Origin of the sequence: Aliiroseovarius salicola (genome assembly GCF_027891095.1) — a bacterium.
GTDB lineage: Bacteria > Pseudomonadota > Alphaproteobacteria > Rhodobacterales > Rhodobacteraceae > Aliiroseovarius > Aliiroseovarius salicola.
Genome location: NZ_JAQIIO010000013.1, coordinates 38,338 through 64,237 on the forward strand (window position 1 = coordinate 38,338; position 25,900 = coordinate 64,237).

Below are 25,900 nucleotides of genomic sequence, written 5' to 3' on the forward strand. Positions count from 1 at the left end.
TCAGATGTTTAGAACTGGTCTGCGTCCAGCCCCATAACAGTGGCCGAGCCGCTTTCGACCCGCGCCAGATGCATTGCTGTGGCGGGCAGGCGTCGTGCCATATAATAGCGGGCGGTGGTCAGCTTGGTCTCGTAAAACGTGGCGTCAGAGGTTCCATTGGCCAATGCGTCAAGCGCTGCGCGGGCGGATTTGGCCCAGACAAACCCAAGGCAGACATGGCCGAAGAGATGCATGAAATCATAGCTTCCTGCCAGTGCATTATTTGGGTTTTTACCTGCGGATTGCATGAAATACATCGCAGCCGCCTGCAGGTGTTTTGAGGCGTCCTTGAGCGGATCGATGAAGTCTTTCATCGCCTCATCTTCACCCTGTTCCTTGCAGTAGGTCTTGATCATTTCAAAGAAGCCCATGATCGGTTTGCCTCCGCCTGCAGCCAGCTTGCGGCCCACAAGATCCAGCGCCTGAACACCGTTGGCGCCTTCATAGATCTGGGCGATGCGAGCGTCGCGGGTGAACTGGCTCATGCCGTGTTCTTCGATATAGCCGTGACCACCATAGACCTGTTGGGCTAGCACGGTCATGTCATACCCCTGATCGGTCAGGAAACCTTTCAGAACCGGGGTCATGAGCGAGATCAGGTCGTCAGCTTCTTGATCTTCGGCACGGTGGGCTTGGTCAATCAAGGTGGCGCCCCAGAGAAGGAACGCACGCGCGCCTTCGATAAAGCTCTTCTGATCCATCAAGGAACGGCGGATGTCAGGATGCACGATCAGCGGATCGGCGGGACCATCGGGGTTTTTGACCCCAGTCACGTCGCGACCCTGCAGACGGTCTTTGGCATAGATCACCGCGTTCTGATAGGCGGCTTCGGCTTGTGCGAGACCCTGCATGGCCACACCAAGGCGTGCTTCGTTCATCATGGTGAACATGGCGCGCATGCCTTTATGCATATCGCCCAGCAGGTAACCTGTTGCTTCGTCATAGTTCATGACGCAGGTCGAGTTGCCATGGATGCCCATCTTTTTCTCGATGTTGCCCACGGATACGCCATTGCGCGACCCAATCGAGCCTTCCTCGTTCACGTTGAACTTCGGCACGATGAACAGCGACACGCCCTTGATCCCTTCAGGACCGCCGGGGATTTTGGCCAGCACCAGATGGATCACGTTTTCCGACATGTCGTGGTCACCGGCGGAGATGAAGATCTTCTGGCCAGACACTTTGTAAGATCCGTCGTCCTGTGGTTCTGCCTTGGTGCGCATCAGGCCCAGATCGGTGCCGCAATGCGGTTCGGTCAGGTTCATGGTGCCGGTCCATTCACAGCTGACCATCTTGGGCAGATAGGTCGCTTTCTGTGTGTCCGTACCGTGGGCCAAAATTGCAGAGGCTGCACCATGGGTCAGACCCTGATACATGGTGAAGGCCTGGTTGGCGGCCGAGAACGTCTCGCCCACGGCTGTGCCTAGCACCACGGGCATGTTCTGCCCACCAAACTCTTCTGGCATATCTAGACCGGGCCAGCCGCCGTCTTTCATCTGCTCAAACGCGTCTTTGAAACCAGTGGGTGTGTAAACGACACCATTTTCCAAGCGGCAGCCTTCTTGATCGCCAACCGTGTTCAGCGGTGTCAGCACTTCGCTGGCCAGCTTGCCGGCCTCTTCCAGCACGGCAGAGGTGAAGCTCGAATCCAGATCTTCATATCCGGGAATGCTGGTTTCGTGCACTTTCAGCACTTCGTGCAGCACAAATCCCATATCCTTTGTCGGTGCGGTATAGCTCGGCATGTGGTGATGATCCTCTGTTTACGCTTATTGGGCGGAGCCGTTTTCAAAATCGGCGATGGCTTTTTCTGCCCATTCAAGTTGTTCCGTCAGATCGTCGATGGCTTCGTCCAACTCGGCGCGCTGTTTCTTGAGATCCGCCAAATGCCCTCTGCCCACCTGATAGGTGCGGGTCAGTTGGGTCTGCTGCTGGTCACCCATTTCATATAGGTCCAGAAGTTGACGGATTTCCTCGAGGGCAAAACCAAATCGTTTGCCGCGCAGGATAAGCTTCAGCCGTGCCCGGTCGCGTTTGGTGAACAGGCGTTTTTGCCCGTCACGGATCGGCGCTAGCAGCTCTTTCGCTTCGTAAAAGCGAAGGGTGCGTGCCGTGACATCAAATGCGTCACACATCTGGCGTATGGTCATAAGTTCATCGGTCATGTCGAACATTCGATCCTCTTTTGACACCGGTCCGTTGGGCGGCATGTCCAGTGCCGCGGTTGATCTGACCGGTTCTGTTTACGGTATAAGTTTACGTTGACGTAAATGTAACGCCACGTCAAACTTTTCCTTGGCGTCGCGTCAACTTTTCTTTCCGTAACGGAACGTCATTTCGGAAATATGAACCTCTATGCGTGTAAATTCTGCGCTGCCGCTCACGTATTTGGGGCGTGAGGCACAAATTGACAGACCTGATTGAGGGTGACTATTTCAGCGGATACGCTGCCCGAAGGTTAGGAGTATTGCCATGTTTGGCGATGAGTCGGAAGGAATAGAACAACTGAACGAAGAGCGTGAAACGCTTCGACTCATGCAAACCCACATGCAGGGATTTCTAAGAAAACGGTTGATGATGTGGGCAATACGTTGGTGTATCGGGATGCCAATCGCCTTTGCTATTCCGGCGATTTGGGGTGTCTGGCGGTGGTTGCCCATGGCTGCAGGTGTGGTTGCCCTGATCTCACTGGCAACGATCCTGATCATGGGGGTGGCAATGAACCGAAAATTCCGCAGGACACACCTTAGCGCAGATCAGTTGGAACACCATTCGAGGGATGAGATCGAAAAAAGGTGACGCTTATTTGACCAGCTTGGCCACATCATCACGCAGATCCTGCAGATCATCGATGGTTTCGGCCAATTGGGCATATTGCTCATGCAGCGCTTTGAGCTGTCGATCTGCCAGTTCGACCCACGCCTGATTCTGCGCGTCAGTGCCTTTCTCATCATAGATCAGCAGCCATTGGCGCAGTTCTTCCAGCGAAAACCCAAATCGCCGCCCACGAAGAATCAGCGTCATACGCGCGACTTCTCGGGGCGTGTAAAAGCGGGAACGGCCTTCCTTTTCGGGCGCGAGCAGCTCGATATACTCGTAATATCGCAGCGTGCGTGGGGTCACGTCGAACTTTGCACACATCTCTTTAAATGTCAGGCGGTCGTCAGACATGGCACTTCCTTGCTCGCTTCCCTTAGGGTTCGGTTCCCCCAATAGGTATAGCTTTCTGCGCTGCGGCGCAATTCGGTAGAACTACGCTTTGCGCAAAATTCTGAGCAAATCAGGTGTTGCAGGGTCAGTTCATGAAGCCGGGTGCGAGGAAGTAGAACGCATAAGCCACAATGAGAGCTGGGATGGCTGAGTAAACCGTGGCAATCACCGCCGCCTTGGGATTAAGCGCAATGGCGGGAAACAGCGCATCGCCATCATTTGAAATCGCATTGCCCATCAGCGCCGCAAACGGAACAGCGCCGTTGATGTACAGCGTGGTGACAAGAACTTGCGGACCACAGCCCGGTACAAACCCGATCACGATGGCAATCAATGGAAGCAGGGGGGCGATGGTTTCAAACACCATGGCAACGTCCACACCAGTGAAGGCAACCAGATAATCATAGGCCAGATAGGCACCAATCACCCAAACCGAAATGAAGCTGGTTTCTTCCGCCATGCGCGTGATCGGGTGATCTTCTGGATGGGTCATCGCCTCAAGGATTGAGGTGGACCAGATGAATAGGCCAAGGAAGGTGCCGGCCATGGCAACCCACAGAACCGGGATACCCAACGGGTCGTTGATCTCCACCTGTGCAAGCTGAGAGGCACCAACGATCAGCCCAGGAACGGCCAGAACGAGATAGGCGATATCTTGCGGCCGGATCTTGCCAATTTTCGGAGCAATATCACAGGATTTGGATGTCGTGTCCCGGAATTCGACGTTGTTGAAGGCATCAACCAGCCAGCCAGACAGGATCCCCACCACGAAAGACAGGGGCAGCACCACAAGCGCTGCATCGGGGCGGGTCGCCAGAAGCAGGAAAGCCGCGTCTCCCATTGTGGCGGTTAGCGTGGCCACAACGGCACCGAACCCGACGTGACCCGAACTGTAGGCCGCAACCACCACAACGGCGCCACCACAACCGGGTGTTGCCCCTAATAATGCAGCCAAGGGCACCTGTGCGGCTTTGGCCTTTGACAGCGCATCTCCGATGTTAAACCGGAACAGGCGCTCGGCTCCGTAAAAGATTAAGAGCGTTGCGGCCACGAAAACCGAGACTTGCACATAAGCATCGGTCATCAACTCACGTGTCAATTCCCCCAGATGACCTGGAAACAGGGCCAGCAGAAGCAAGGACGCGAAGACAAACAGACGTTTCGGGCGCAGATGTCCAAACGGGGTGCTTAGGGCGGTAAGTGTGGCCATGTGAGGCATTCCTGCAATTGAGAATAATTCGCAAGAGCAAAACTAAGGGCTTGCCGCCGAAAACGCAAGAGCCAATAACTATATGGCACAGAGACAAGGGAAGCGCTGCATGATCAAGGATTTGACCCCGGAAAAGAAAGCCAAGCTAGCGCGTCAGTTCACCGAAGCGATTCCCCATTGTCGGGCACTTGGCATGGTGCTTGAGGATATCGGAGAAGGGGAAGCGGTGATCTCAATGCCCTATGACGAACGTTTCGTGGGGGATCCGCGCACCGGTGTCATCCACGGCGGGGCCGTGTCCGCTGTGCTGGATACGTGCTGTGGAACTGCCGTGATGAGCCATCCCCGCGCTCCGGCAATCACCGCAACCATTGATTTGCGGATTGACTACATGCGTCCGGCGACACCGGGGCAGAAGATCACGGCAAAAGCCACCTGCTATCACGTGACGCGGTCTGTGGCCTTTGTGCGCGCCGTTGCTCTGGACGAAGATGAAAACCGTCCGGTTGCGACCGCAACCGGTGCCTTTACAGCAGATAGTAATCCAAAACGGAAATCATCGGAGGCCGCATCATGAGTGGGGCTCGTAATCGGGTCAAACCCGAACCGGTCGAAATCGTCAAACACCGCCGCGACAGCACCCTGTCTGCTCTGGTGGACGGCGTCCCCTATATCAAGTTTCTTGGCATTGAAGTGGAGCGGCACGGGGACGAGTTGACGGCCATCCTGCCCTTTTCCGAAAAACTGATCGGCAATCCGATGCTGCCAGCTATCCACGGTGGTGTGACCGCCGCCTTTCTGGAAACAGCTGCCGTGTTTGAACTGACCTGGGTCAGCATCTGGGCAGATATGGAAGCAGGGCTTTTGGATCAGTCAGAACTGCAGGGCGAGATGTTGGCACGTCTTCCGAAAACTATTGATTTCTCGATTGACTACCTAAGGTCGGGATTGCCGCGTGACGCCTATGCACGGGCGCGTGTAGTGCGGTCTGGACGGCGCTATGCGTCGGTGCATGTCGAGGCATGGCAGGACAATCGGAATAAACTTTTTGCGCAGGCCACCGGACATTTCCTGATGCCGTCCCGCGACTGACATGACATCCAGTGCTTCGCCCGAGATCACGCATTCTCGGATCCTGAAATTCGCGCTCCCGATAACGCTGGCGAATGTCACCGTTCCTCTGTTGGGTGTCGTTGACACCGGAGTTGTAGGGCAGCTGGGGGAGGCCGTGCCGATTGGTGCGGTCGGAATCGGTGCCATCATCCTTTCCGCATTGTTCTGGTTTTTTGGCTTTTTGCGCATGGGGACCACAGGTTTGACTGCTCAAGCCTTTGGGGCTGGCGACAATCTGGAGACCGCTGCAATGCTGATCAGAGCGTTGGTCTTGGCTTTGCTGGCAGGTTTGTTGCTTATCGCAATGCAAACCCCTCTTTTCTGGGCCGCGTTCCAAATGTCGCCCGCATCTGCAGACGTAGAAGACCTTGCCCGCAGCTATCTCGGCATTCGTATATTCGGTGCTCCCGCGGCCATTGGGCTCTATGCGATCACCGGCTGGCTGATTGCGCTGGAACGCACTCGTGCCGTTCTCGTGTTGCAGCTTGTTGCCAATGTCACAAATATCCTGCTCGACCTCTGGTTTGTACTTGGGCTTGGCTGGGGTGTTGAGGGGGTGGCCTTGGCCACGCTGATCGCCGAGTGGTTTGGCTTGGGTATTGGTCTCTTTCTCTGCCGCGAGGTGTTCTCGCTATCAGGATGGGCTGATCCCGCGCGGATCTTTGATCGCATAATCCTGAAACGGATGAGCGTGGTGAACTCGGATATCCTGATCCGATCCCTGCTTTTGCAGGGGATTTTCATCAGCTTCATGTTCTACGGGGCAAAACTGTCGGATGTGGAGCTTGCGGCCAATCAGGTGCTAATCCAGTTTGTCTATGTGACCGCTTATGCGCTGGACGGGTTTGCCCTGGCGGCGGAGAGCATCGTTGGTCAGGCTTGGGGCGCGCGGCGGGCAGGGGCGCTGCGACGCGCCACCATCAGGACAAGCCAGTGGGCAGCTGGGGTATCAATCGCGTTGGCGCTGGTATTTTGGCTGGCAGGACCTGTCGTGATCACCGTAATGACCACCGCCCAGGATGTTCGCGATTTTGCTCAGATCTACCTGATCTACATGATATTTGCCCCAATTGTTGGCTGGCCTAGCTGGATGCTTGATGGCGTTTTTATCGGCGCAACGCGGAGCGGAGAAATGCGGAACATGATGGCATTGTCGGCGCTGATTTATGCGCTATCGCTGGCCGTACTCTTTCCGCTCCTGGGAAATCACGGATTATGGGCGTCACTGCTCATCAGCTTTGTTGCGCGTGGGGCAACGCTGGCCTGGCGCTATCCGGTGTTGGAACGATCATTGGCATCGGTTGCGCGGCCGGTAAAGGGGGAGTGACCTCGCGGCCACCGCCTTCAGAGGGCAGAGCCCAATGGTGGGCAATATTCAGACGATCTCGAGCACTGTTTCAGGCGGGCGGCCAATTCGGGCGGTCCCATTGGCAAAGACAATGGGGCGTTCGATCAGGATCGGATTTTCGGCCATGGCAGTGATCAGGTCTTCGTCCGCAGTATCGGTGGAGAGACCCAATTCTTTGAAGATCTTTTCTCCCCTGCGCATCATCTGGATCGGAGTGAGGTCCAGAGCTTGCAAGGCATCTCGGATCTCATCAGCGCTGGGCGCGTCGTCAAGATATCTGCGGATTGTGACGGCACCGCGTTCTTCAACCAACTGAAGGGTTTGGCGCGATTTCGAGCAGCGCGGATTGTGCCAGATGATCGGTGTGCTCACAGCCACTCCTCCCGTCCGGTGCCCACCGCTTCACTGACCCGGTCAAACCCGTCACGGGCGAGCAACTCATCCAGACCTCGGGCAACATCCTCAACGAGGCTCAGACCGCGATAAGCCAGTGCAGAATAGAGCTGTACCACAGAGGCGCCGGCGCGGATCTTGGCATAGGCATCTTCGGCGGACGCAATGCCGCCCACGCCCACCAACGGCAGGTGGCCATCACTCAGTTTGGACAGCTTGGCCAATACGCGCGTGGATTTTTCGAACAAAGGTGGCCCTGAAAGCCCACCTTTTTCGTCGCGATGGGCACTTTTCAAACCTTCCCGCGACAATGTGGTGTTGGTGGCAATCACCGCGTCGATCTTTACCTCCATCGCCACATCCACAATCTCGGAGAGCTCCTCATCGGTGAGATCTGGTGCGATCTTGAGAAAGACGGGGATATATTTATCCAGCCCGTCCCGAACATTCTGAACACCGGTCAGCAGTCCACGCAGAGCATCCGCACCTTGCAGGTCGCGCAGCTTTTCGGTGTTGGGAGACGACACGTTTACAGTCGCAAAATCCAAAAACGGTCCGCAGGTTTGCAGAACCTTGGCGAAATCGGCAGCGCGGTCGTCGCTGTCCTTGTTGGCCCCTAGATTCAGCCCAACAGGCACCGGGCTTCGACGGTCACGGCGTGTCAGACGGGCAGCGGCAGCTTCCATTCCCTCATTATTGAAACCAAACCGGTTGATGACAGCCTGATCTTCGGTCAGGCGAAACAGGCGTGGCTTTGGGTTGCCCGGTTGCGGGCGTGGGGTGATCGCACCCACCTCGATAAAACCGAACCCCGCTTGCGAGAGCTGGGCCACGGCCTGAGCGTTTTTGTCATACCCCGCAGCAAGCCCCACGGGGTTCAGCATATCCATCCCGCAAAACTTAGTTTTAAGGCGATCGCTTGTCACATCCCCGACCAAAGGGACAACACCAGCCCTTAGAGCCATTAACGACAGGCTATGCGCGCGTTCAGGGTCGACTTTGTGCAGGGCCTTGATGGCCAGTCTCTCAACCAGGTTCATAACATGTCCTCCGGAAAATCATGGCCTTGGGGGGTAAGGGGCAGGGGGCGGTGCCAGATAATCTCGTTGATCGTTAATGCGCGATAGAGATGGGGGAACAGGTCCCCGCCGCGTGAGGGTTCCCATTTGAGCTTTTCCCCAAGTGTGTCACCGTCAAAAGCGACCAGAACCAGATCAGTTTCTCCGGCAAAATGTTTGGCAGCGGTTTCTCGTGCCTGAGAGGCGGTGGAGAAATGGATGAACCCGTCAGACAGATCAACCGGAGCCCCACTGGTTCGACCGTCGGTTTGGAATGTGGCCCATTCGGGCGCGCGGAAGATTTTATAGATCAACATGCGCCCCACATGCCAAGCGGCAGGGCTGGCGTCAAGTTGGGACCTCTAGAAAGAGGCCAATTGGGGGGGGCGCCGCCGAGATTGGCTCGAAACAGAGTGGCGGTTGAGCTTCATTTAAAAGGAGTGGGATAACCGACGTATCTAGCGTTGCAGAAGCTCTTTCAGGGGGGCTGGTTTCACCTTCACCGGATCAAAGTTCAGGTCCTCTTCCAAATGGGCCAAATGTGCATCCATTTCTGAGATCAGCCGCTCACTGTCTCTTGCTTTAAGAGCATCCAGAATACGACCGTGTTCTCCATCGCTGCAATGTGTGGCTTCCGGGTCGTCATAGAGGCCAATAATCAGGGCGGACCGCATGGTCAGATCGGTCAGTATGCGCGTCAGAACGGCATTGCCGGCGATCTCAGCCAGATGCAGGTGAAACTGTGACGCAAGGCGCAACGTGCGGGGTTGGTCGCCTGTAATGCGGGCCTCTTGCTCTTCTGCAACGAGCTGTCCCAGCTTTTCGATGTCGGTTTCTGTGGCCGCAACGCATGCAGTTTCCAGCACCATGCGTTCTATCGCACGACGGGCCTGGAAGATATCGTGTGATTCCTTGGGAGACGGTGAAATGACAAAGGCACCGCGATTGGGGATCAATTCAACCACATTCTGTGCCGCAAGCGACGCAAGGGCCCGGCGCACATTGGCGCGGTTGCAGGAAAACATATCGCTCAGCGCTTGCTCCGCCAACTTTGTGCCGGGGGGCAGTCGGTGTTCTGCGATTGCTGCCAGAACCGTTTCTTCAATCTTTCCTTCGATGCTTGCCTTCATGACGCCTGCTGTGTTGGAGGGGTGTTTGGCCTGTCCTTAAGACTTGAGCCCCTTATTTGCAATGAGATCAATCCTCAGAAAGCCTTTAGGAATGGGAGCAAACGCTCGGTTTCTGGGAATGAAAAGCCCGTGCGGAAGTATGGAGTGTAGAGAGGAGAATCATGTGTCGATCACCAATCCTGAAACACCCTTCTCTTGACGCGCACGATGATAACGATTGCGAAAAGGGGTTGTTATGATGGCGATAAATTGCCCTTTGTGGAGAATGCCTCGTCACCAAAATGTTGTGAAAATTGTTCTAGGATGCCCTTGCGGAAAGCTGACTGCGGCTTTGACAAGCCGCTCTGCATCAGCAAATCTCTTCGCATAATCAAAATCAGGGGGATCCCGAAATGAAACAATTTCTAACAACGGTAGGTGCGCTTGCGCTGTCCGCTGGTACAGCTGCCGCCGACTATTCGCTGACTATTCTGCATACAAATGATTTTCACGCACGCTTTGAGCCGATTTCGAAATATGACAGCGGCTGTTCGGCTGAAGACAACACCGAAGGCAAGTGCTTTGGCGGATCGGCGCGTTTGGTCTCAGCGCTGGCTGATGCACGCGCGCGGTCAAACAACTCGATCCTGGTTGATGGTGGCGACCAGTTCCAGGGCACTCTGTTTTACACCTACTACAAGGGTAAACTTGCGGCAGAGATGATGAACAAGATGGGCTATGACGGGATGACCGTTGGCAACCATGAGTTCGACGACGGGCCGGAAGTATTGCGTGGTTTCATGGATGCGGTGGATTTCCCGGTCCTGATGTCGAATGCTGATGTGTCCGGTGAACCGTTGCTGCATGACAAGCTGGCGAAGTCAGTGGTGATCGAGCGCGGTGGCGAAAAGATCGGCATGATCGGCCTGACCCCGCAGGATACGGATGAATTGGCTTCCCCCGGTCCAAACGTGATTTTCACTGATCCGGTTCAGGCCGTTCAGGGTGAGGTCGACAAGCTGACCGAAATGGGTGTGAACAAGATCATAGTCCTCAGCCACTCGGGTTATGGCGTGGATCAGAAAGTCGCCGCAGGTACTACCGGTGTTGATGTTATTGTGGGCGGGCACTCCAATACGCTTCTGTCCAACACCAATGAACGAGCTGAAGGCCCCTATCCAACCATGGTAGGCAACACCGCCATCGTGTCAGCTTATGCCTATGGTAAGTTCCTCGGCGAATTGAATGTAACCTTCGACGATGCCGGGAACATCACCGAAGCCAAAGGCGAGCCGATCATCATGGATGCGGCTGTGGCAGAGGATGACGTCACCAAGGCGCGGATCGCCGAAGCGGCCGCTCCGCTTGAGGAAATCCGCAACCGCGTGGTAGCAAATACAGCCGAAGCCATTGATGGTGAACGCGGGTCATGTCGCGCCGTAGAATGTGCCATGGGCAACATCATTGCTGACGCTATGCTGGATCGGGTTAAGGATCAGGGTATCCAGATTGCCATTCAAAACGGTGGTGGTATTCGTGCCTCGATCGATGCGGGCGATGTGACCATGGGCGAAGTGCTGACAGTTCTTCCGTTTCAGAACACCCTGTCGACCTTCCAAGTGGATGGTGCCACCATCGTTGCGGCATTGGAAAATGGTGTAAGCCAACATGAAGAAGGCGCTGGCCGTTTCCCACAAGTTGCCGGGATGAGCTATGCCTTTGATGTTTCCAAACCCGCAGGTGAGCGAATTTCGGACGTGATGGTCGGCGGTGAGCCGATTGATCCGGCCAAGGTCTATGGTGTGGTTTCGAATAACTATGTGCGCAATGGCGGTGATGGATACAAGATGTTCAGGGGCGCTATGAATGCCTATGACTTCGGTCCAGACCTTGCTGACGTGACGGCGGAGTACATGGCCAAGATGGGCCCGGTAAAACCCATGCTGGATGGGCGCATTACCAAGAAATAATTTTGAGAAAACTGGAAAAAGGGCAGCTTGTGCTGCCCTTTTTTTGTTGATGGCTTGCCTAGGGGGCTGATCTGGATTCTAGTTTTCTAGTTTTCTAGTTTTCTAGTTTTCTAGTTTTCTAGTTTTCTAGTTTTCTAGTTTTCGATTTGACAGCTGCGTGGTTTGAAAACTCGCAGGCACGATGTAGACTGTGAGCATGGACTATCCCCTTATCGATCTCATCAACCAGAAGATCCACGAAGCGGAAGAAAATGGCGATTTTGATGATCTCGAAGGGGCAGGAAAACCCTTGCCATTCGATGATGATGTGGAAAACGCCCTGATCAACCGGCTGATCCGAGAAAACGGGGCAGTGCCGGAATTCGTGTCACTTTCTAAAGAGCTGCGCAAATTACGTGAAGAACTGGCGGAAACCGGGGGTCGCACCCGGCGGCGAGACATCATGAAAGACATGTCGATGATGGAAGCGCGAATTGATTTGGCGCGAAAGTCCTATCGCTGATCCAGTCTTCATATCCTGGGGTGACACCGGTTAATGCCTGTTGGTCCGGAGCTGCGACCAAGCGCCGATTGACCCAAATTTCACCTCAGGCTAGTTCGAGAGCAACGCAATTTGCGACGATGATCGGAGCTCCAGATGTATGATGCAAACCACCTTGCCCATGCCATTTCCCGCGCCTCTGACGGGCGACATGACGCACCATTTCTGAGGGATGCGGTTTCAGGAAAGGTTATGACATATGGTGCGTTCTGGAATGCCGCAGAACAGATGGCGTCGGCATTGCAGCGGTTGGGCGTTCAGTCAGGAGATCGCGTTGCGGTCCAGGCTCCAAAAGAAATCCCAATGCTTGAACTCTATGTCGGCACTGTGTTGGCCGGGGCGGTCTTCCTGCCTCTCAACACGGCCTATACATCTGAAGAGGTAGAGTATTTTCTCGGCGACGCCACCCCGCGGGTGTTTGTCTGTGATCCAGACAGACAGGATGCTCTCGCGTCAGTGGCTTCGGGATGTGGGGTGGCGCATGTGCTTACGCTAGGGAGCAACGGAGCCGGGACCCTGACCGAGGCGCGCGATGCAGAAGAACCGGGCTTCGAAGCCGTCGCAAGGGATGCGTTGGATCTGGCGGCTATCCTTTATACGTCTGGCACCACCGGTCGATCCAAAGGGGCGATGCTGACCCACAGGGCACTTGCGTCAAATTCCGAAGTGCTTCGCGACTATTGGCGATTTACCGATCAGGATGTGCTGGTTCACGCATTGCCAATCTTTCACACCCACGGGCTTTTCGTAGCCACCAACGTGACGCTGATGGCAGGAGCCCAGGCGATATTCATGCGTGGGTTTGATGCGGATGCAATCATTGCCGCCATGCCGCAAGCCACAGCATTGATGGGCGTGCCGACGTTCTACACACGCCTTCTGAAAGACCCGCGTCTGGGAAAGGCTTCGAAAAACATGCGCCTCTTCGTGTCTGGTTCTGCTCCGCTTCTGGCAGAAACTCACGATCGATGGCGCAAGGTCACGGGCCACGCGATCCTTGAACGCTATGGGATGACCGAGACGAATATGAACACGTCCAATCCCTATGATGGAGACCGTCGGGCGGGCACTGTCGGGTTTCCCTTGCCCGGGGTGGATTTGAAAGTCTGTGACCCGGAAAGTGGCGCTGAGCTGCCCACAGGTGAGATTGGCGTGATTGAAGTGCGTGGCGACAATGTTTTTGCGGGCTATTGGCAGATGCCCGAAAAGACCGCGGAAGAGCTGCGCGAAGATGGCTGGTTCATTACGGGGGATCTCGGCTTTGTGGATGCCGATGGCTATGTGACAATTGTAGGTCGCGGCAAGGATCTGATCATTTCTGGTGGCTTCAACGTCTATCCAAAAGAAGTGGAGGGGGTGATTGATGACCTTCCCGGAGTGTTGGAAAGCGCCGTGATCGCCGTGCCACATGATGACTTCGGCGAAGCTGTGGTTGCGGTGGTCGTGCCACATGACGGTGCTTCGGTTGATCAAGGTCTGGTGCAATCCGGGTTGGTGGAAAAGCTGGCCAAATTCAAGCAGCCCAAAAAGGTGATCGTGGTGGAGGCTCTTCCGCGAAATACGATGGGTAAGGTGCAAAAGAATGTAATGCGCGAGACCTATAAGGAGCTGTTTTCATAACCTTTTTGCAGAATGCCTTCTGGGCATTCCCTCGTGTATGACAGCAGGTTTTTTTGTGTGACCTCTCTGCATTCAGCAAGGTCGCTGCCCCTCGGCCTTCCGGCCTCACCCCGGGATATTTTTTGCAAGAGGAAGAAGATGGTGAAATCTTTGGTTCAGCTGTTAAGGCGCCGGGCCATCTTTCAATCGATACGCCCAGAAGGCAGGGCGCAGATAAGAGCGGCGCAAGCCTGCAAATGGAAAGCGAGCGAGAGGGCTTGCGTGAACGTCTGACCCGGCAGGTTGCCCCATTGCCATGCGGGCAAGCTGCTGCCCGGCCCAAGTTGCGACTGATACGCCGTTGCCATGGTAGTTCATCCCAGCCCAGGCGTTGCCCAAACCTCCCAAAGGGCCGATATAGGGAAGCAGGTCGCGGGACATGCTGATCAGACCAGACCAGAAATATGGTGTTTCCACCTTTTTCCAAGCCGGGAACATCTGTGCCAGATCCCTTGCGGTTCGGGCGCGCATGTCGTCCTGCTTGGTCGGAGTTGCAGCAATATTTCCACGCATTCCAAGAAGGAAGCGACGATCGGGCAGGAGCCGGAAATAATGCAAGAGGTTCCGGCTGTCATAAGCCATGAAATCCGTGTGCCAGCCTTGTTGGGCGATTTCATCGTCCGTCAGTGGGCGCGTAACAATAATGTTTGACTGCACAGGCAGATAGCGTCCTCGCAGCCAATTGGGCAGGTCGTCAGATGAATAGCCGTTTGTCGCCATGATCAGCTTGCGGGCAGTCACAAGTCCTTTGGGCGTGGTCAGGACATAGCGCCCATTTTCCTGCCCGATATTCTTGACCGGGCTATTGGTGTATATGTCCGCTCCTGCGTTATCTGCTGCCTCAGCAAGACCCGAGACATATTTGCCGGGATTGAGTGCAAACCCGAGCGGAAGCACCAGCCCCGCATGGAAGTTCCCGCCCATTCCTTCATCACACAAGGCGGATTTGGGAATGAAACGCGGGGTTTCTCCGAGCGATGTCCAGTCATCGGCCTCTTGGTGAAGAGCGGCAACGGCTTGCGGTCTGTGGGCCAGCAGCAATTCACCCTTGGAATGGGTGTCTGCATCAATGCCATGCGTGTCGAGGATCTGCGCCACAAGATCAACAGATGCCTTTTGGGTCTGGAAATACGTGCGTGCTGCCGTTTCTCCGAAGCGACGGGCGATGGCGGATGGACCAGCCTTGTCGCCGCCGCCCATGCAAAACCCGCCATTTCGCCCGGATGCGCCCCAACCGGGAACATGGGCTTCGAGCACAGTGCAAGATACGCCTTCCTGCGCTAGGTGAAGGGCTGCGGAAAGACCCGTATAGCCGCCACCAACAATCGCCACTTCGGTGGTCAGTTCCCCTTCGACAGAAGGCCAAGCCCGATCGGGAAGCGGCCAGATGCACTCGGCACGCGCTTCATCCGAATAGGCATAGTCTTCGTAGATCCGCTGCATCCATACCTCTTACAGGCGACCTAGATAGGTCCGATATTCGATCTGGCTGACCTCATTGGTGAGCTGAGTAATTTCATCCAATCGAACTGCCGTGTAGATGTCACGATACTTTTCACCAAAAATCTCGGCGGCAATTTCGGAGGCGGCAAACCGATCCACCGCACGGCCCCAATCCGAGGTCAGTCGCTGGGCTGGTTCGGCCTTCGGGTCGTCCAGAGGCAGGGGCAGTTCCGGTTTGGTTTCAAGACCATACAACATCCCACCCAGAATGGCGCTGATCACCAGATAGGGGTTTACATCTGCCCCGGCAATCCGGTGTTCCAGTCGCGCAGCCGGGCCGTTCACTTCAGGTAGGCGCACACCAGCAGCGCGGTTGTCATAGCCCCAGTCGGGGGCAGAGGGGGCAAAGCTCATCGGGCGATAACGACGATAGGAATTCATATGCGGAGCGAACACTGCCACCAGATCCCGCATGGTCTCAAGTGTGCCACCAACCGCTGCGCGTAACACATCTGATGCACCATCCTTGCCATCGTCAAAAATGTTCTTGCCGTCGCTGTCAACGACCGAGGCGTGCAGATGCATTCCGTTGCCAGGGTGATCGGCATATGGCTTGGCCATGAACGTGGCCTCATACCCGTGTTTGCGAGCGACCCCGCGCACCAGTCGTTTGAAAAGAAGTGCGGTATCTGCCGCCAGCATCACATCGTCCGTGTGGTGAAAATTCACCTCGAACTGACCGGGGCCATATTCGGCGATCAGCGTGTCTGTGGCGAGCCCCTGAATGGCCGAGGCGGCAACGATGTCATCAAGCACATCCTGCATCCGCTCCAGAACTTCGAGATCATAGTTCTGTGCATTCGGGCTGCGGTCCGGTGCGATGGGTGGCTCTTCATCATTCGCGCGCGGTTGGATCAGGTAATACTCCAACTCGGTTGCAAGAACTGGGTGCCAGCCTTTGGTGTGGAACTTCTCGACCATCCTAGCCAATTGCTGGCGCGGGGAAAGAAGGCTAAGTTCACCGGTCTCAGGATCCAGCATCTCAACTTGAACCTGAGCCACTTTGCCCTTGGCCCATGGCACAGGTTTCAGCGTGCCGGGGATCGGCACAATGCGACCATCCGGGTCACCGATGATGATACCTAGGCCGGTTTCGGAAACTTCCGCCCCAAGAATGTTCGGCGCGTAGGTCGAATGCGGCAGGCGCACCTCGCCGTTGGCCAGTTTTTCTTCGTCATCGCCGGGCAGCCATTTGCCACGCAAGACAGCGTTGAGGTCGCAAAGCATAAGCTCGATGCGATCAGGCCGGCCATGTGTGTCGCAATACACGGCGTATTCGGTCAGGAAATCACTCATCAGTTTGCGCCTTTTTCGTCTTGCTGTTTCTTGGCAATCGCCCGTTTGGAACTGAGCGATGCGGTGATTACACCGATGGTTACGAGGCCGATCAGGATGGTTGACAGGGCGTTGATCTCGGGTGTGACCCCCAGACGCACGGCCGAGAAGATCTTGATCGGTAGGGTGGTTGAACTTGGCCCTGAGGTGAAGGAGGCGATCACAAGGTCGTCAAGCGACAGGGTGAAGGCCAAGAGCCAGCCAGAGAGGACCGCAGGCATGATGATCGGCAGGGTGACCAGGCGGAACGCCTCGAACCCGGTGCAGCCGAGGTCTAGCGCGGCTTCTTCCAGTGAGTGATCAAAGGTGACGAGGCGCGAGGACACCACAACCGACACGTAACACATCGAAAAGGTGGTATGCGCCAGCACAATGGTCAGGACACCGCGGTCCAGACCAATGGCGATGAACAAGAGCAGCAGCGACAGGCCTGTGATCACTTCGGGCATCACAAGCGGTGCATAAATCATGCCAGAAAAGAGCGTACGTCCTCGGAAACGGCCCGCGCGCACCATTACATAAGCGGCCATGGTGCCTAGAACGGTGGCAATTGTGGATGACATCACAGCCACTTTCAGCGTGACCCAGGCCGCCTGCAGAAAGGCTTCGTTCTGCATCAGCTCGCCATACCATTTGAAGGAAAATCCGGACCAGACGGTGACCAGCTTGCCCGCGTTGAACGAGTAGATGATCAGGATCAGCATCGGGATATAGAGGAAGGCAAAGCCAAGGGTCAGGCTGAGCGTATTGAACCAGCTGAGTTTTCTCATTTGCCAGCCTCCCGCTGTTTTTCTTCGTTTTTCTGAAAGAGCACAATCGGGATGATCAGGATCAGAAGCAGCACCACAGCCACCGCCGAGGCCACCGGCCAGTCGCGGTTGGCGAAGAACTCTTCAAACAGGACCTTGCCGATCATCAGGGTCTGCGAGCCACCCAGGAGGGCCGGGATGACATATTCCCCCATGGCCGGGATAAAGACGAGGAAGCTTCCTGCGATGATACCTTGTTTTGACAGGGGCATTGTGACCAACCAGAAAGCGGTGATGCGGGAACAGCCCAGATCTTCGGCCGCTTCCAAAAGGCTCTCATCCAACCGCTCCAGCGCGGAGTAGATCGGCAGCACCATGAAGGGCAGATAGGTGTAGACGATGCCGATATAGACGGCTGTGTTGGTGTTGAGGATGACCAGCGGATCGCTGATCAGGCCAAGATTCATCAGGAGCTGATTGAGCAATCCCTCGTTCGACAGGATCGATTTCCACGAATAGACGCGGATCAGGAACGATGTCCAGAACGGCAGGATCACCAGCATCATCAGGGTCGGGCGCCATTCATCAGGCGCGCGGGTCATACCATAGGCGATCGGGTATCCGACGATCAGAGTCAGAATGGTCGAGGTGATGGCGATCTTCAGGCTCGACAGATAGGCCTTCCAGTAAAGATCATCTTCGGTCAGCCAGACAAAGTTCTCCATGTCGAGCGCAGCCCACCACTCCTTCACACCCGCCCAGCCCTGGGCAAGATCCAGTTGTGGCGTATAGGGTGGGATCGACAGTTCGGTGTCCGATAGTGAGATCTTGAGCACAATCAGGAAAGGCACCAGAAACAGGGCCAAAAGCCAGAAATAGGGGATTGAGATCAGAGCAAAACGTTTCATGACGTCAGCACCACACCTGCCGTATCCGTGAACGACAGCCAGACTTCCTGTTCCCAGGTGATCGCCCGGCGGGCAATGCGGCGGGTGTTGGCAGCCTGTGCTTTGATCAATTGCCCGGAGGGCGTTTCGATCACATAGGTCGACATATTGCCCAGATAGGCGATGTCATGCACCTTTCCATGGATCACATTGGTCATGCCTTCAGGCCGTTCGGTTGAAATGTTCACTTTCTCGGGGCGCACCGCCAGCGTGGCGCGGGTGCCTGTCGGGATCTCGTCATGAGCAATGCCAATCAGATCCTGCTGCCCGCTTGCCCAGCTGATCGTTGCATGATCGTCGCCAGACTTGGTGACGTTGCCTTCGATCAGGTTCACGTCACCGATAAAGTCAGCCACATAGACCGATCCGGGCTCTTCATAGATCTTTGCAGGTGTATCGACCTGAATGATCTTGCCGTGATCCATTACCGCAATCCGGCTTGCCACTGTCATTGCCTCTTCCTGATCGTGTGTCACGATCACAAAGGTCGTTCCGGTTTGCTCCTGAATATCCATCAGCTCAAACTGCGTGTCCTGACGCAATTTTTTATCAAGCGCCCCAAGGGGTTCGTCGAGAAGGAGCAGTTTGGGGGCCTTTGCCAGCGAACGCGCCAGAGCAACCCGTTGCCGCTGCCCGCCAGAGATCTGGTGCGGTTTGCGCGCCGCGAATTTGTTGAGCTGCACAAGGCTTAGCATCTCTTCCACACGGGCCTCGACCTGATCCTTGGGCATCTTGTCGCGCTTCAGGCCAAAGGCGATGTTTTCGGCGACCGAGAGATGCGGAAACAGGGCATAGCTCTGGAACATCATGTTCACCGCGCGTTTGTTCGGCGGAACTGCTGACATGTCTTGACCGTCAATGGTGATGGTGCCTTCGGTCACGGTTTCAAACCCGCCCAGCATCCGCATCATCGTGGTCTTGCCGCAGCCTGACGGCCCAAGCAGGGCAAAAAACTCCTGCGGGTAAATATCGATCGTTTGGTTGTCGATCGCCGTAAAGTCACCATAGCGTTTGGTAACGTTCTTGAACTGGATGATCGGTTCGGCAGCGGGGTCGTTCCAGGGCGCAAAAACAGGCGCCAAAGCGGTTGCGGCGTCAGACATGGATATTCCTCAGGGAAATTGAGAGGTTCTCTGCGCCCGTTTTGTTGGTCGGGCGCAGAGAGGAGAAGGGCTTAGGTGCCCGATTTGATCTTGGTCCACAGACGGGTCACGACACGCTGAACCTTCGCCGGATAAGGGCTTGTGGTGTAAAGCGTTTTGAGAGCTTCAGGCGTGGGGTAGATTGCCGGATCGCCAATCACATCCTCTTCAAGATGTTTTTGCGATGCTTCGTTGCCGTTGGCGTAGTAGACGTAGTTCGACGCCGCCGCCATGTTGTTCTCATCCATGATGAAGTTCAGGAAGGTGTGCGCGGCTTCCGGGTTGGGTGCATCCGCTGGAATGGCCATCTGGTCAAACCACATCAGGCTGCCTTCCTTGGCAGCGTTATAGGCAACTTCGACACCGTTTTCAGCTTCGTCAGCGCGATCACGGGCTTGCAAAACGTCACCCGACCAGCCGATTGCCACACAGATGTCACCATTGGCCAGCGCGTTGATGTATTCCGAGCTGTGGAATTTCTGAACATACGGGCGCACCGCAGTCAGGATCGGTTCCGCCTTGGCAATCACGTCTGGATCATGGCTGTCGGGGTTTTCACCGATATAGGCCAGCGCTGCTGGAATGATCTCTGCGGGGGCGTCGAGGAAGTGAACACCGCAACCGGCCAGCTTTTCCATGTTTGCCGGGTCAAAGACCAGCGACAGGCTGTCAACCGGAGCATCATCCCCAAGAGCTTCCTTTACCTTACCGACATTGATGCCAATCCCGGTTGTGCCCCACATATAGTTGATCGAATACGCGTTGCCGGGGTCATAGGCGGCGGTGCGGGTCGAGATTACATCCCACATGTTTCCATGGTTTGACAGCTTGCTCAGATCAAGTGGTTGGAAAGCACCAGCAACGATCTGACGCTGCAGGAAGGTGCCTGAGGGCACCACCACGTCATAACCGGATCCACCCGCCAGCATCTTCGTTTCCAGAACCTCGTTCGAATCGAATACGTCATAGATCAGGTCGATCCCGGTCTCGGCCTCGAACTTCTCCAGCAGTGCTTCGTCGATATAATCCGACCAGTTATAGACGCGCACTTCTTCGGCTGAAGCGGCACTGGCAATCAGTGCAAGCGCGGTGCCGAGTTTGAACATGGTGGTCTTCATTATTCTCTCCCTGTTGTCTGGGCGTCATGCCCCGTCGGGCTGCATTTGATCAAATAAATCTCCAAAACGCAATATGGTAAAATTTTTCGCATCAGGTTACTGTGTGATTTCAGATTATCCACAGGGCCAAAATTGGCGGAAAAATTGTGAAACAAAACACAAGGGAGAAGGGCGTGGCAGAGCAGACCGCCAAATTGCCAGACCATCAAATAGTCTATCGCAGGCTTCGGGAAATGATCCTGTTCGGAGAGCTTGCTCCGGGACAGCCTGTGACCATTCAGGGGATTGTAGCTGAACTTGATGTAGGCATGACACCAGTGCGTGAAGCAATCCGTCGGCTGACATCTGAAGGCGCGTTGGTCTTTAAGGGTAACCGTCGGGTGTCGGTGCCTCAACCGGATCTGGCGCAATGGGATGAAATCGCTTTCGCGCGGCTTTGTGTCGAGCCGGAACTCTCCCGTAAAGCCGTTGAAAATATGACTAAAACTGACATATCTCATTTGGTTTCATTGGATGATCAGCTCAATGCTGCGATCGCCCGCGGGGATGTTCGCGGCTATCTGGAATTCAACTACCGCTTTCATGCCTTCCTGTATGAACAGGCAGGAACAGATGTGCTTTTGTCGATTGCAAACATGCTCTGGCTTCGGGCCGGTCCGTCGCTCAGAGTGGTGCTTGGCCGTTATGGTACTGCCAACCTGCCGGACAAACATGCCGAAGCACTGGCTGCGCTCAAGGCGGGGGATGCCGATGGGGTGGCTCAGGCTGTGCGTGGAGATATTGAACAGGGAATCGCACAGGTGCGTGAACATCTGCTGGCAGCAAATAAATGATCATATTTCACGCACCCCGTTGACACCAAAATATTTGATCATATTCTGGGGGCAGCTTTGAACGACCTGGTCAAGACTGACCAAAGGAGTGCCCGATATGAACAAAATCACGAATCATCTGCCCACCGCAGAACTGCAAGCGATTGATGCTGCCCATCACTTGCATCCTTTCACGACCGGCGATGAACTCACGCAAAAAGGGGCGCGGATCATTGCGTCTGCAAAAGGGATTTATCTGAAGGACAGCGAGGGTGAAGAGATCCTTGATGCCATGGCTGGGCTGTGGTGCGTGAACATCGGCTATGGGCGAGACGAACTGGCAGACGTGGCTGCCCGTCAAATGCGCGAGCTGCCCTATTACAATACTTTCTTCCAGACCTCGCATGTGCCAGCAATCGCATTGGCGCAGAAGCTGGCAGAGCTCGCGCCCGGCGATCTGAACCATGTGTTTTACGCCAATGGTGGATCGGATGCCAACGACACCAACATCCGCATGGTGCGCACCTATTGGGCGGAAAAAGGCCAGCCAGAGAAGAAAACCATCATCTCGCGCTGGAATGCATATCATGGCTCGACCATCGGGGGCACGTCGCTTGGTGGCATGAAGGGGATGCATGAGCAGGGGGATCTGCCAATTCCAGGGATCGAGTTTATCGAGCAGCCCAACTGGTGGGCTGAAGGCGGAGACATGGACCCCGAAGATTTCGGTCTGGCCCGTGCGCGAGAACTTGAAGAAAAAATTCTGGAGATTGGCGAAGATAAAGTCGCCGCCTTCATCGCCGAACCCATTCAGGGGGCAGGCGGTGTGATCGTTGCGCCCGACAGCTACTGGCCTGAAATTCAACGAATTTGTGACAAGTATGAGATATTGCTGATTGCGGATGAAGTGATCTGTGGATTTGGTCGGACCGGGAATTGGTTTGGATCTCAGACCCTGGATATCCGACCCGATATCATGACTGTCGCCAAGGGGCTTTCCTCGGGATATGCGCCGATCGGAGCATCGATCGTTTCGGATGAAGTGGCCAAGGTTCTGGAGGCTTGTGAATTTAATCACGGTTACACCTATTCCGGTCATCCGGTGGCCTGTGCCGTGGCCCTGGAGAACCTGCGCATTCTTGAAGAAGAAGGCATTCTTGAGCATGTGCAAAACGTGGCTGCGCCCCATCTGGCGGAGAAATGGAAATCTCTGGAGGACCACCCAATGGTTGGGGAAGCCAAGATCGTGGGCCTGATGGCGTCGATTGCGCTGACCCCCAACAAAGAAACTCGCGCATCTTTTGCAGCGGACGCAGGCACCGTGGGTTACATCACCCGTGAATGCTGTTTCGGGAACAATCTGATCATGCGTCATGTCGGTGATCGGATGATCATATCACCGCCTTTGGTGATCACACCGGAAGAGATTGATATCCTGATCGAGCGTGCCCGGAAATCGCTGGATGAAGCCTATGAAAAAGTCAGGGATCAGGGGCTCTTTGTCGAAGGCTGAGCCTGTTTCCGACATCGGGGTGGCATCAGGCCACCCCCAATACTTACTGCCACTTGCCGGAGCCGCAAATGGATATTCTCACTGCCAATGACCAGGTCGGACAATATCCCTCTTCCTGGTATTCCGCGACCGCCGACGCGCCGGGACCCTATCCTGCAATCGCGGGGGATATCTCATGTGATGTCTGTATCATTGGTGGAGGGTTTACCGGCCTCTCTGCCGCAATGCATCTGGCGGATCTCGGGTTTGATGTGGCCTTGGTTGAGGCGCATCGTGTGGGTTTTGGGGCGTCTGGTCGCAATGGCGGACAAGTCGGCACCGGGCAGCGGCTCGAACAAGATGCGCTGGAAAAGCTGGTGGGGCGTGAAAACGCCCGCAGTCTGTGGGATCTGTCCCTTGAAAGCGTGCAATTGGTACGAGATATCGTCGCCGAGCACGCCCCCGAAGCTGGCTTCTCGGACGGGATCCTGCATGCCATGCATCGGTCGCGGTATGTCCCTGACGATCATGACTATGTTCGTAAGTTGAACGATGACTATGGGTACGATCTTATTCGCACGGTGGATCGAGAGGAAATGCGCCACCTTTGCGGATCCCCTGCCTATCATGGCGGCTCGCTCGATATGGGCGGTGGGCACACCCATCCATTGCGGCTTGCCTTTGGAATGGCCCGGGCTGCTGCTGCCAAAGGAGCCCGCCTATTTGAAACCACCCGTGTGACACAGGTGGTCGAAGGTGATCCTGCACAGGTCATAACGGACAAAGGCAAGATCACCGCTCGCTATGTTCTTTGGGCCTGCAATGGCTATCTGGGCCATGCCCAAAGGGACGTAGCCGCGCGGGTCATGCCAATCAACAACTACATTCTGGCCACAGAACCATTGGATGAGGATTTCTCCAAGGACCTGATCCGAGAAAACCACGCCGTTGCAGACAGTAAATTCGTGATCAACTACTTCCGTCTGTCAGAAGACAATCGGATGCTTTTTGGTGGTGCGGAAAGCTATGGGTATAGGTTCCCGAAGGACATCGTGAAGCTGGTGTCGAAGCCGATGCTGGAAATTTATCCGCAACTGAAAGATACGCGGATTGATTATGCGTGGGGTGGCACACTTGGAATTACGATGAATCGAATGCCGCATTTTGGCAGGCTCACCGGGAACATCCTTTCGGCATCCGGATATTCCGGCCACGGTGTGGCGATGGCAACGCTGGGTGGCAAGCTCGCCGCAGAAGCTGTGTCAGGGCAGGCCGGGCGGTTTGACCTGATGGCAAATGTACCTACGCAGCGTTTCCCCGGTGGTGCGGCATTGCGCTGGCCCATTCTGGTGGCTGCAATGGTGTGGTTCAGTCTTCGCGATAAAATTTGATCAAGCTTGCATCAATCATGCCAGGTTTTGCGGAAAGATGAGGGGGAATGCCCAAACCTCTTGCGAAACTGGTTGGCCAGTTGCGACGTACTTGTAAACCCTGACGCTGCAGCAATTTCGGTGATCGACAGGCTGGTTTCGTTCAAAAGCGCATAGGCGCGTTTAACTCGCAGATCGGCATAGAATTGCAGCGGTGACGTGCCAACATAGATCTTGAACAGGCGTTCAAGCTGACGGCGCGAGATATTCACGTGGTCGGCCACTTCATCCATGCTCACCCCTTCTTCCAGCTGCGTGTTCATGTACTGCATTGCGTTGATCAGATGCTGGTTGCGCACCGAAAGAGCCTCGGAATACGCGGATTTCTGAGGGGACTTTCGTGTGTTCGATCGCGCATGAATGCACATGTCAGCGATAATGACCGCCAGATCCTTTCCGTGATCGCGTTCAATCATGTAAAGCATCATGTCCAGGGACGCATTTCCCCCCCCGCAGGTCATGACCCCTCCATCCACCTCAAACAGGTTGTTGGAGGGGGTGAGCCCGACAAAATGCTCGTTGAACGCAGGTTGATTTTCCCAATGCAACGTGAATTGACGCCCCTTCAGCAGCCCTGCCTTTGCAAGCGTAAAGGCGCCCGTACATATCCCGCCGATCTGACACCCAAACGCGCGTTGCCGTGAGATCCAGTTGAGGATCCTCGGAGACGTCGTGTCCGCAGGTTCGACACCGGCAACCACAAAAGCCAGTGAAGATTTCGGCAGGTTGATCAGATCAAAGTCGGGGGTCACCGCTATGCCGTTCGAGCAGCGCACTGGATTGCCGTCTTCGCTCAGCAAGAACCAGCGATACAATTCCTTGTTGGTCACCTGGTTCGCAATGCGCAGGGGCTCGACTGCAGCGCTGAGGGCCAACATCGTCACTTTTGGCAGAAGCAGAAAATATACGTCGGTGGGCGCGCCCTCATGTGCGATCGGAAATGAAGCGGCGCCCTTCGAAATGAAACTGCGTTCGGTCATGATCGCTCCCCAATTTGCTGGTGGAAGTGAGGCGAGTTTGGTTGCACGGAATGCATATATCCCTGCTCATCCGGTCGCGGAGATTAGAGCATGGCATCGGTGAATTGGCACCATGATTTGCGACAAAGGTGACGGTTTAGCGACATCGGCATATCTTGAACCTATCGGTCGACAGACATTGCGCTTGGCGGATTGGAGTGGCTGACAGGTGCGAGATTGCGTTAAATTGTATTCCCGCCGGAAATAACGGTCGCCAGTTTCGGATCTGTATTTGTGATCATAAACTTTGGTATAAACAATTTTTAGCGACGAGCCGGCAATATTCCTTGTGAAAATCAATTAAAGGGCGAGTCGATTTGATTGCTAAACCGTCGTTAGTCTAAAATGTCGTATTTGGTCACAATGTGGCAGAGTTTTGCACTTTCCAATCACGCAATTTTGCCAATGCCAGCAAAGTGCTCTCTGTCAGGTTAACACAGGTTTTCCCTTTGTCTCGGGTTGGAGCTGAAAATCTTCTAACCCAGTTTTCTTCGGGGCCGAAATCGGTAGTAATTGTGCAAGCCTAGAAAGCCGTAACGCATTAATGAATAACATAAAATTACCCTCGGAAGTGTTGAAAGCTGGTGATACTCAATCTGCTGGGTAGCAGTTTCTATACAGATCAAGAGTATCCGCTGCCCTGAATGCTTTTCACTTATTGATTGTACGTCACCAAGAGATCTGACGTCACAGTTTCGACGTA

25 protein-coding genes are annotated in these 25,900 nt (G+C 55.2%); 10 read left to right on the forward strand and 15 right to left on the reverse strand.

The genetic code is table 11. From position 1 onward, the window contains the following. Positions 1-8: 8 nt before the first annotated feature. Together O2N63_RS16325 and O2N63_RS16330 are read right to left on the reverse strand one after the other, a co-directional pair. Complete coding sequence (locus tag O2N63_RS16325) at positions 9-1,784, reverse strand: acyl-CoA dehydrogenase C-terminal domain-containing protein (protein ID WP_271055367.1); 1,776 nt, start codon at positions 1,782-1,784, stop codon at positions 9-11. Positions 1,785-1,808: 24 nt separating this feature from the next. Next, positions 1,809-2,204: a MerR family transcriptional regulator gene (locus tag O2N63_RS16330; RefSeq protein WP_271055394.1), complete on the reverse strand. Its 396-nt coding sequence runs from the start codon at positions 2,202-2,204 to the stop codon at positions 1,809-1,811. A 307-nt stretch (positions 2,205-2,511) separates the two neighbouring features. On the opposite strand from O2N63_RS16330, the gene O2N63_RS16335 reads away from it, so the two are divergent. After that, on the forward strand, positions 2,512-2,838 hold the full coding sequence (locus O2N63_RS16335; protein ID WP_271055368.1) for a hypothetical protein: 327 nt from the start codon (positions 2,512-2,514) through the stop codon (positions 2,836-2,838). 3 nt (positions 2,839-2,841) lie between these two features. On the opposite strand, the gene O2N63_RS16340 is transcribed toward O2N63_RS16335, so the two are convergent. Both O2N63_RS16340 and O2N63_RS16345 read right to left on the reverse strand, forming a co-directional pair. Further along, entirely contained in the window at positions 2,842-3,210 is a 369-nt protein-coding gene (locus O2N63_RS16340) for a MerR family transcriptional regulator (RefSeq protein WP_271055369.1), read from the reverse strand. A 124-nt stretch (positions 3,211-3,334) separates the two neighbouring features. Further along, a complete protein-coding gene (locus tag O2N63_RS16345) occupies positions 3,335-4,459 on the reverse strand; it encodes a putative manganese transporter (RefSeq protein ID WP_271055370.1) in 1,125 nt (374 codons plus the stop codon). 109 nt (positions 4,460-4,568) lie between these two features. Between O2N63_RS16345 and O2N63_RS16350 the strand changes: the two genes are divergently transcribed. From O2N63_RS16350 to O2N63_RS16360, 3 genes are read left to right on the forward strand one after another with little or no spacing between them, the layout of a single operon-like run. Beyond that, the gene (locus O2N63_RS16350) at positions 4,569-5,036 is read left to right on the forward strand and encodes a PaaI family thioesterase (protein WP_271055371.1); all 468 of its coding nucleotides are present in this window, start codon (positions 4,569-4,571) and stop codon (positions 5,034-5,036) included. Then, on the forward strand, positions 5,033-5,551 hold the full coding sequence (locus O2N63_RS16355) for a PaaI family thioesterase (RefSeq protein ID WP_271055372.1): 519 nt from the start codon (positions 5,033-5,035) through the stop codon (positions 5,549-5,551). The genes O2N63_RS16350 and O2N63_RS16355 overlap by 4 nt, the downstream gene beginning before the upstream one ends. A 1-nt stretch (position 5,552) precedes the next feature. Further along, a complete protein-coding gene (locus O2N63_RS16360; RefSeq protein ID WP_271055373.1) occupies positions 5,553-6,899 on the forward strand; it encodes an MATE family efflux transporter in 1,347 nt (448 codons plus the stop codon). Between the two features lie 48 nt (positions 6,900-6,947). Here the strand turns inward: O2N63_RS16360 and arsC are convergent, their stop codons facing one another. The 4 genes from arsC to O2N63_RS16380 all read right to left on the reverse strand — a co-directional run bounded on the left by arsC (position 6,948) and on the right by O2N63_RS16380 (position 9,501). Next, positions 6,948-7,292 carry an arsenate reductase (glutaredoxin) gene (arsC, locus tag O2N63_RS16365; RefSeq protein ID WP_271055374.1) on the reverse strand — a complete coding sequence of 115 codons (345 nt, stop codon included), beginning with the start codon at positions 7,290-7,292 and terminating at the stop codon, positions 6,948-6,950. Continuing rightward, positions 7,289-8,353 (reverse strand): quinone-dependent dihydroorotate dehydrogenase, encoded by a 1,065-nt coding sequence (locus tag O2N63_RS16370; protein WP_271055375.1) that lies wholly within the window; start codon positions 8,351-8,353, stop codon positions 7,289-7,291. The genes arsC and O2N63_RS16370 overlap by 4 nt, the downstream gene beginning before the upstream one ends. Continuing rightward, complete coding sequence (locus O2N63_RS16375; RefSeq protein ID WP_271055376.1) at positions 8,350-8,688, reverse strand: DUF952 domain-containing protein; 339 nt, start codon at positions 8,686-8,688, stop codon at positions 8,350-8,352. The genes O2N63_RS16370 and O2N63_RS16375 overlap by 4 nt, the downstream gene beginning before the upstream one ends. A 141-nt stretch (positions 8,689-8,829) precedes the next feature. Beyond that, complete coding sequence (locus tag O2N63_RS16380; RefSeq protein ID WP_271055377.1) at positions 8,830-9,501, reverse strand: GntR family transcriptional regulator; 672 nt, start codon at positions 9,499-9,501, stop codon at positions 8,830-8,832. A gap of 392 nt (positions 9,502-9,893) precedes the next feature. Here O2N63_RS16380 and O2N63_RS16385 point away from each other — a divergent pair, with 392 nt between their 5' ends. The 3 genes from O2N63_RS16385 (at position 9,894) to O2N63_RS16395 (ending at position 13,611) form a co-directional block, all read left to right on the forward strand. Then, positions 9,894-11,450, forward strand: coding sequence for a bifunctional metallophosphatase/5'-nucleotidase (locus tag O2N63_RS16385; protein WP_271055378.1), 1,557 nt, complete (start codon positions 9,894-9,896; stop codon positions 11,448-11,450). A gap of 196 nt (positions 11,451-11,646) precedes the next feature. Further along, positions 11,647-11,952, forward strand: a complete 306-nt coding sequence (locus tag O2N63_RS16390) for a DnaJ family domain-containing protein (protein ID WP_271055379.1) — start codon at positions 11,647-11,649, stop codon at positions 11,950-11,952. Between the two features lie 135 nt (positions 11,953-12,087). Then, a complete protein-coding gene (locus O2N63_RS16395; RefSeq protein WP_271055380.1) occupies positions 12,088-13,611 on the forward strand; it encodes a malonate--CoA ligase in 1,524 nt (507 codons plus the stop codon). 162 nt (positions 13,612-13,773) lie between these two features. Here the strand turns inward: O2N63_RS16395 and O2N63_RS16400 are convergent, their stop codons facing one another. From O2N63_RS16400 to O2N63_RS16425, 6 genes are all read right to left on the reverse strand, one after another. Further along, a complete protein-coding gene (locus O2N63_RS16400) occupies positions 13,774-15,093 on the reverse strand; it encodes an NAD(P)/FAD-dependent oxidoreductase (RefSeq protein WP_271055381.1) in 1,320 nt (439 codons plus the stop codon). A 9-nt stretch (positions 15,094-15,102) separates the two neighbouring features. Continuing rightward, positions 15,103-16,449, reverse strand: coding sequence for a glutamine synthetase family protein (locus O2N63_RS16405; RefSeq protein WP_271055382.1), 1,347 nt, complete (start codon positions 16,447-16,449; stop codon positions 15,103-15,105). Further along, positions 16,449-17,258 (reverse strand): ABC transporter permease, encoded by an 810-nt coding sequence (locus O2N63_RS16410; RefSeq protein WP_271055383.1) that lies wholly within the window; start codon positions 17,256-17,258, stop codon positions 16,449-16,451. Before O2N63_RS16410 ends, O2N63_RS16405 begins: the two co-directional genes overlap by 1 nt. Next, positions 17,255-18,145, reverse strand: a complete 891-nt coding sequence (locus O2N63_RS16415) for an ABC transporter permease subunit (RefSeq protein WP_271055384.1) — start codon at positions 18,143-18,145, stop codon at positions 17,255-17,257. Before O2N63_RS16415 ends, O2N63_RS16410 begins: the two co-directional genes overlap by 4 nt. Further along, complete coding sequence (locus O2N63_RS16420; RefSeq protein WP_271055385.1) at positions 18,142-19,287, reverse strand: ABC transporter ATP-binding protein; 1,146 nt, start codon at positions 19,285-19,287, stop codon at positions 18,142-18,144. The genes O2N63_RS16415 and O2N63_RS16420 overlap by 4 nt, the downstream gene beginning before the upstream one ends. A gap of 71 nt (positions 19,288-19,358) precedes the next feature. Next, positions 19,359-20,444 (reverse strand): polyamine ABC transporter substrate-binding protein, encoded by a 1,086-nt coding sequence (locus O2N63_RS16425; protein WP_271055386.1) that lies wholly within the window; start codon positions 20,442-20,444, stop codon positions 19,359-19,361. Between the two features lie 173 nt (positions 20,445-20,617). Here O2N63_RS16425 and O2N63_RS16430 point away from each other — a divergent pair, with 173 nt between their 5' ends. From O2N63_RS16430 to O2N63_RS16440, 3 genes are all read left to right on the forward strand, one after another. Beyond that, positions 20,618-21,277, forward strand: a complete 660-nt coding sequence (locus O2N63_RS16430) for a GntR family transcriptional regulator (RefSeq protein ID WP_271055387.1) — start codon at positions 20,618-20,620, stop codon at positions 21,275-21,277. A gap of 97 nt (positions 21,278-21,374) precedes the next feature. Then, the gene (locus tag O2N63_RS16435) at positions 21,375-22,769 is read left to right on the forward strand and encodes an aspartate aminotransferase family protein (protein ID WP_271055388.1); all 1,395 of its coding nucleotides are present in this window, start codon (positions 21,375-21,377) and stop codon (positions 22,767-22,769) included. A 68-nt stretch (positions 22,770-22,837) separates the two neighbouring features. Continuing rightward, positions 22,838-24,139 (forward strand): NAD(P)/FAD-dependent oxidoreductase, encoded by a 1,302-nt coding sequence (locus O2N63_RS16440; protein WP_271055389.1) that lies wholly within the window; start codon positions 22,838-22,840, stop codon positions 24,137-24,139. Positions 24,140-24,150: 11 nt separating this feature from the next. Here O2N63_RS16440 and O2N63_RS16445 read toward each other — a convergent pair whose 3' ends face one another. Further along, the gene (locus O2N63_RS16445) at positions 24,151-25,158 is read right to left on the reverse strand and encodes a GlxA family transcriptional regulator (RefSeq protein ID WP_271055390.1); all 1,008 of its coding nucleotides are present in this window, start codon (positions 25,156-25,158) and stop codon (positions 24,151-24,153) included. Positions 25,159-25,900 lie beyond the last annotated feature (742 nt).

Excerpts from the sequence above, each read along its gene's own strand:
- O2N63_RS16425 (WP_271055386.1), bottom strand. The coding sequence starts at position 20,444 with ATGAAGACCACCATGTTCAAACTCGGCACCGCGCTTGCACTGATTGCC.
- O2N63_RS16395 (WP_271055380.1), top strand. The coding sequence starts at position 12,088 with ATGTATGATGCAAACCACCTTGCCCATGCCATTTCCCGCGCCTCTGAC.
- O2N63_RS16370 (WP_271055375.1), bottom strand. The coding sequence starts at position 8,353 with ATGAACCTGGTTGAGAGACTGGCCATCAAGGCCCTGCACAAAGTCGAC.
- O2N63_RS16340 (WP_271055369.1), bottom strand. The coding sequence starts at position 3,210 with ATGTCTGACGACCGCCTGACATTTAAAGAGATGTGTGCAAAGTTCGAC.
- O2N63_RS16380 (WP_271055377.1), bottom strand. The coding sequence starts at position 9,501 with ATGAAGGCAAGCATCGAAGGAAAGATTGAAGAAACGGTTCTGGCAGCA.
- O2N63_RS16355 (WP_271055372.1), top strand. The coding sequence starts at position 5,033 with ATGAGTGGGGCTCGTAATCGGGTCAAACCCGAACCGGTCGAAATCGTC.
- O2N63_RS16345 (WP_271055370.1), bottom strand. The coding sequence starts at position 4,459 with ATGGCCACACTTACCGCCCTAAGCACCCCGTTTGGACATCTGCGCCCG.
- O2N63_RS16420 (WP_271055385.1), bottom strand. The coding sequence starts at position 19,287 with ATGTCTGACGCCGCAACCGCTTTGGCGCCTGTTTTTGCGCCCTGGAAC.
- O2N63_RS16390 (WP_271055379.1), top strand. The coding sequence starts at position 11,647 with ATGGACTATCCCCTTATCGATCTCATCAACCAGAAGATCCACGAAGCG.
- O2N63_RS16400 (WP_271055381.1), bottom strand. The coding sequence starts at position 15,093 with ATGCAGCGGATCTACGAAGACTATGCCTATTCGGATGAAGCGCGTGCC.
- O2N63_RS16335 (WP_271055368.1), top strand. The coding sequence starts at position 2,512 with ATGTTTGGCGATGAGTCGGAAGGAATAGAACAACTGAACGAAGAGCGT.
- O2N63_RS16360 (WP_271055373.1), top strand. The coding sequence starts at position 5,553 with ATGACATCCAGTGCTTCGCCCGAGATCACGCATTCTCGGATCCTGAAA.
- O2N63_RS16440 (WP_271055389.1), top strand. The coding sequence starts at position 22,838 with ATGGATATTCTCACTGCCAATGACCAGGTCGGACAATATCCCTCTTCC.
- O2N63_RS16375 (WP_271055376.1), bottom strand. The coding sequence starts at position 8,688 with ATGTTGATCTATAAAATCTTCCGCGCGCCCGAATGGGCCACATTCCAA.
- O2N63_RS16325 (WP_271055367.1), bottom strand. The coding sequence starts at position 1,784 with ATGCCGAGCTATACCGCACCGACAAAGGATATGGGATTTGTGCTGCAC.
- O2N63_RS16330 (WP_271055394.1), bottom strand. The coding sequence starts at position 2,204 with ATGACCGATGAACTTATGACCATACGCCAGATGTGTGACGCATTTGAT.
- O2N63_RS16415 (WP_271055384.1), bottom strand. The coding sequence starts at position 18,145 with ATGAAACGTTTTGCTCTGATCTCAATCCCCTATTTCTGGCTTTTGGCC.
- O2N63_RS16410 (WP_271055383.1), bottom strand. The coding sequence starts at position 17,258 with ATGAGAAAACTCAGCTGGTTCAATACGCTCAGCCTGACCCTTGGCTTT.
- O2N63_RS16350 (WP_271055371.1), top strand. The coding sequence starts at position 4,569 with ATGATCAAGGATTTGACCCCGGAAAAGAAAGCCAAGCTAGCGCGTCAG.
- O2N63_RS16405 (WP_271055382.1), bottom strand. The coding sequence starts at position 16,449 with ATGAGTGATTTCCTGACCGAATACGCCGTGTATTGCGACACACATGGC.
- O2N63_RS16435 (WP_271055388.1), top strand. The coding sequence starts at position 21,375 with ATGAACAAAATCACGAATCATCTGCCCACCGCAGAACTGCAAGCGATT.
- O2N63_RS16385 (WP_271055378.1), top strand. The coding sequence starts at position 9,894 with ATGAAACAATTTCTAACAACGGTAGGTGCGCTTGCGCTGTCCGCTGGT.
- O2N63_RS16445 (WP_271055390.1), bottom strand. The coding sequence starts at position 25,158 with ATGACCGAACGCAGTTTCATTTCGAAGGGCGCCGCTTCATTTCCGATC.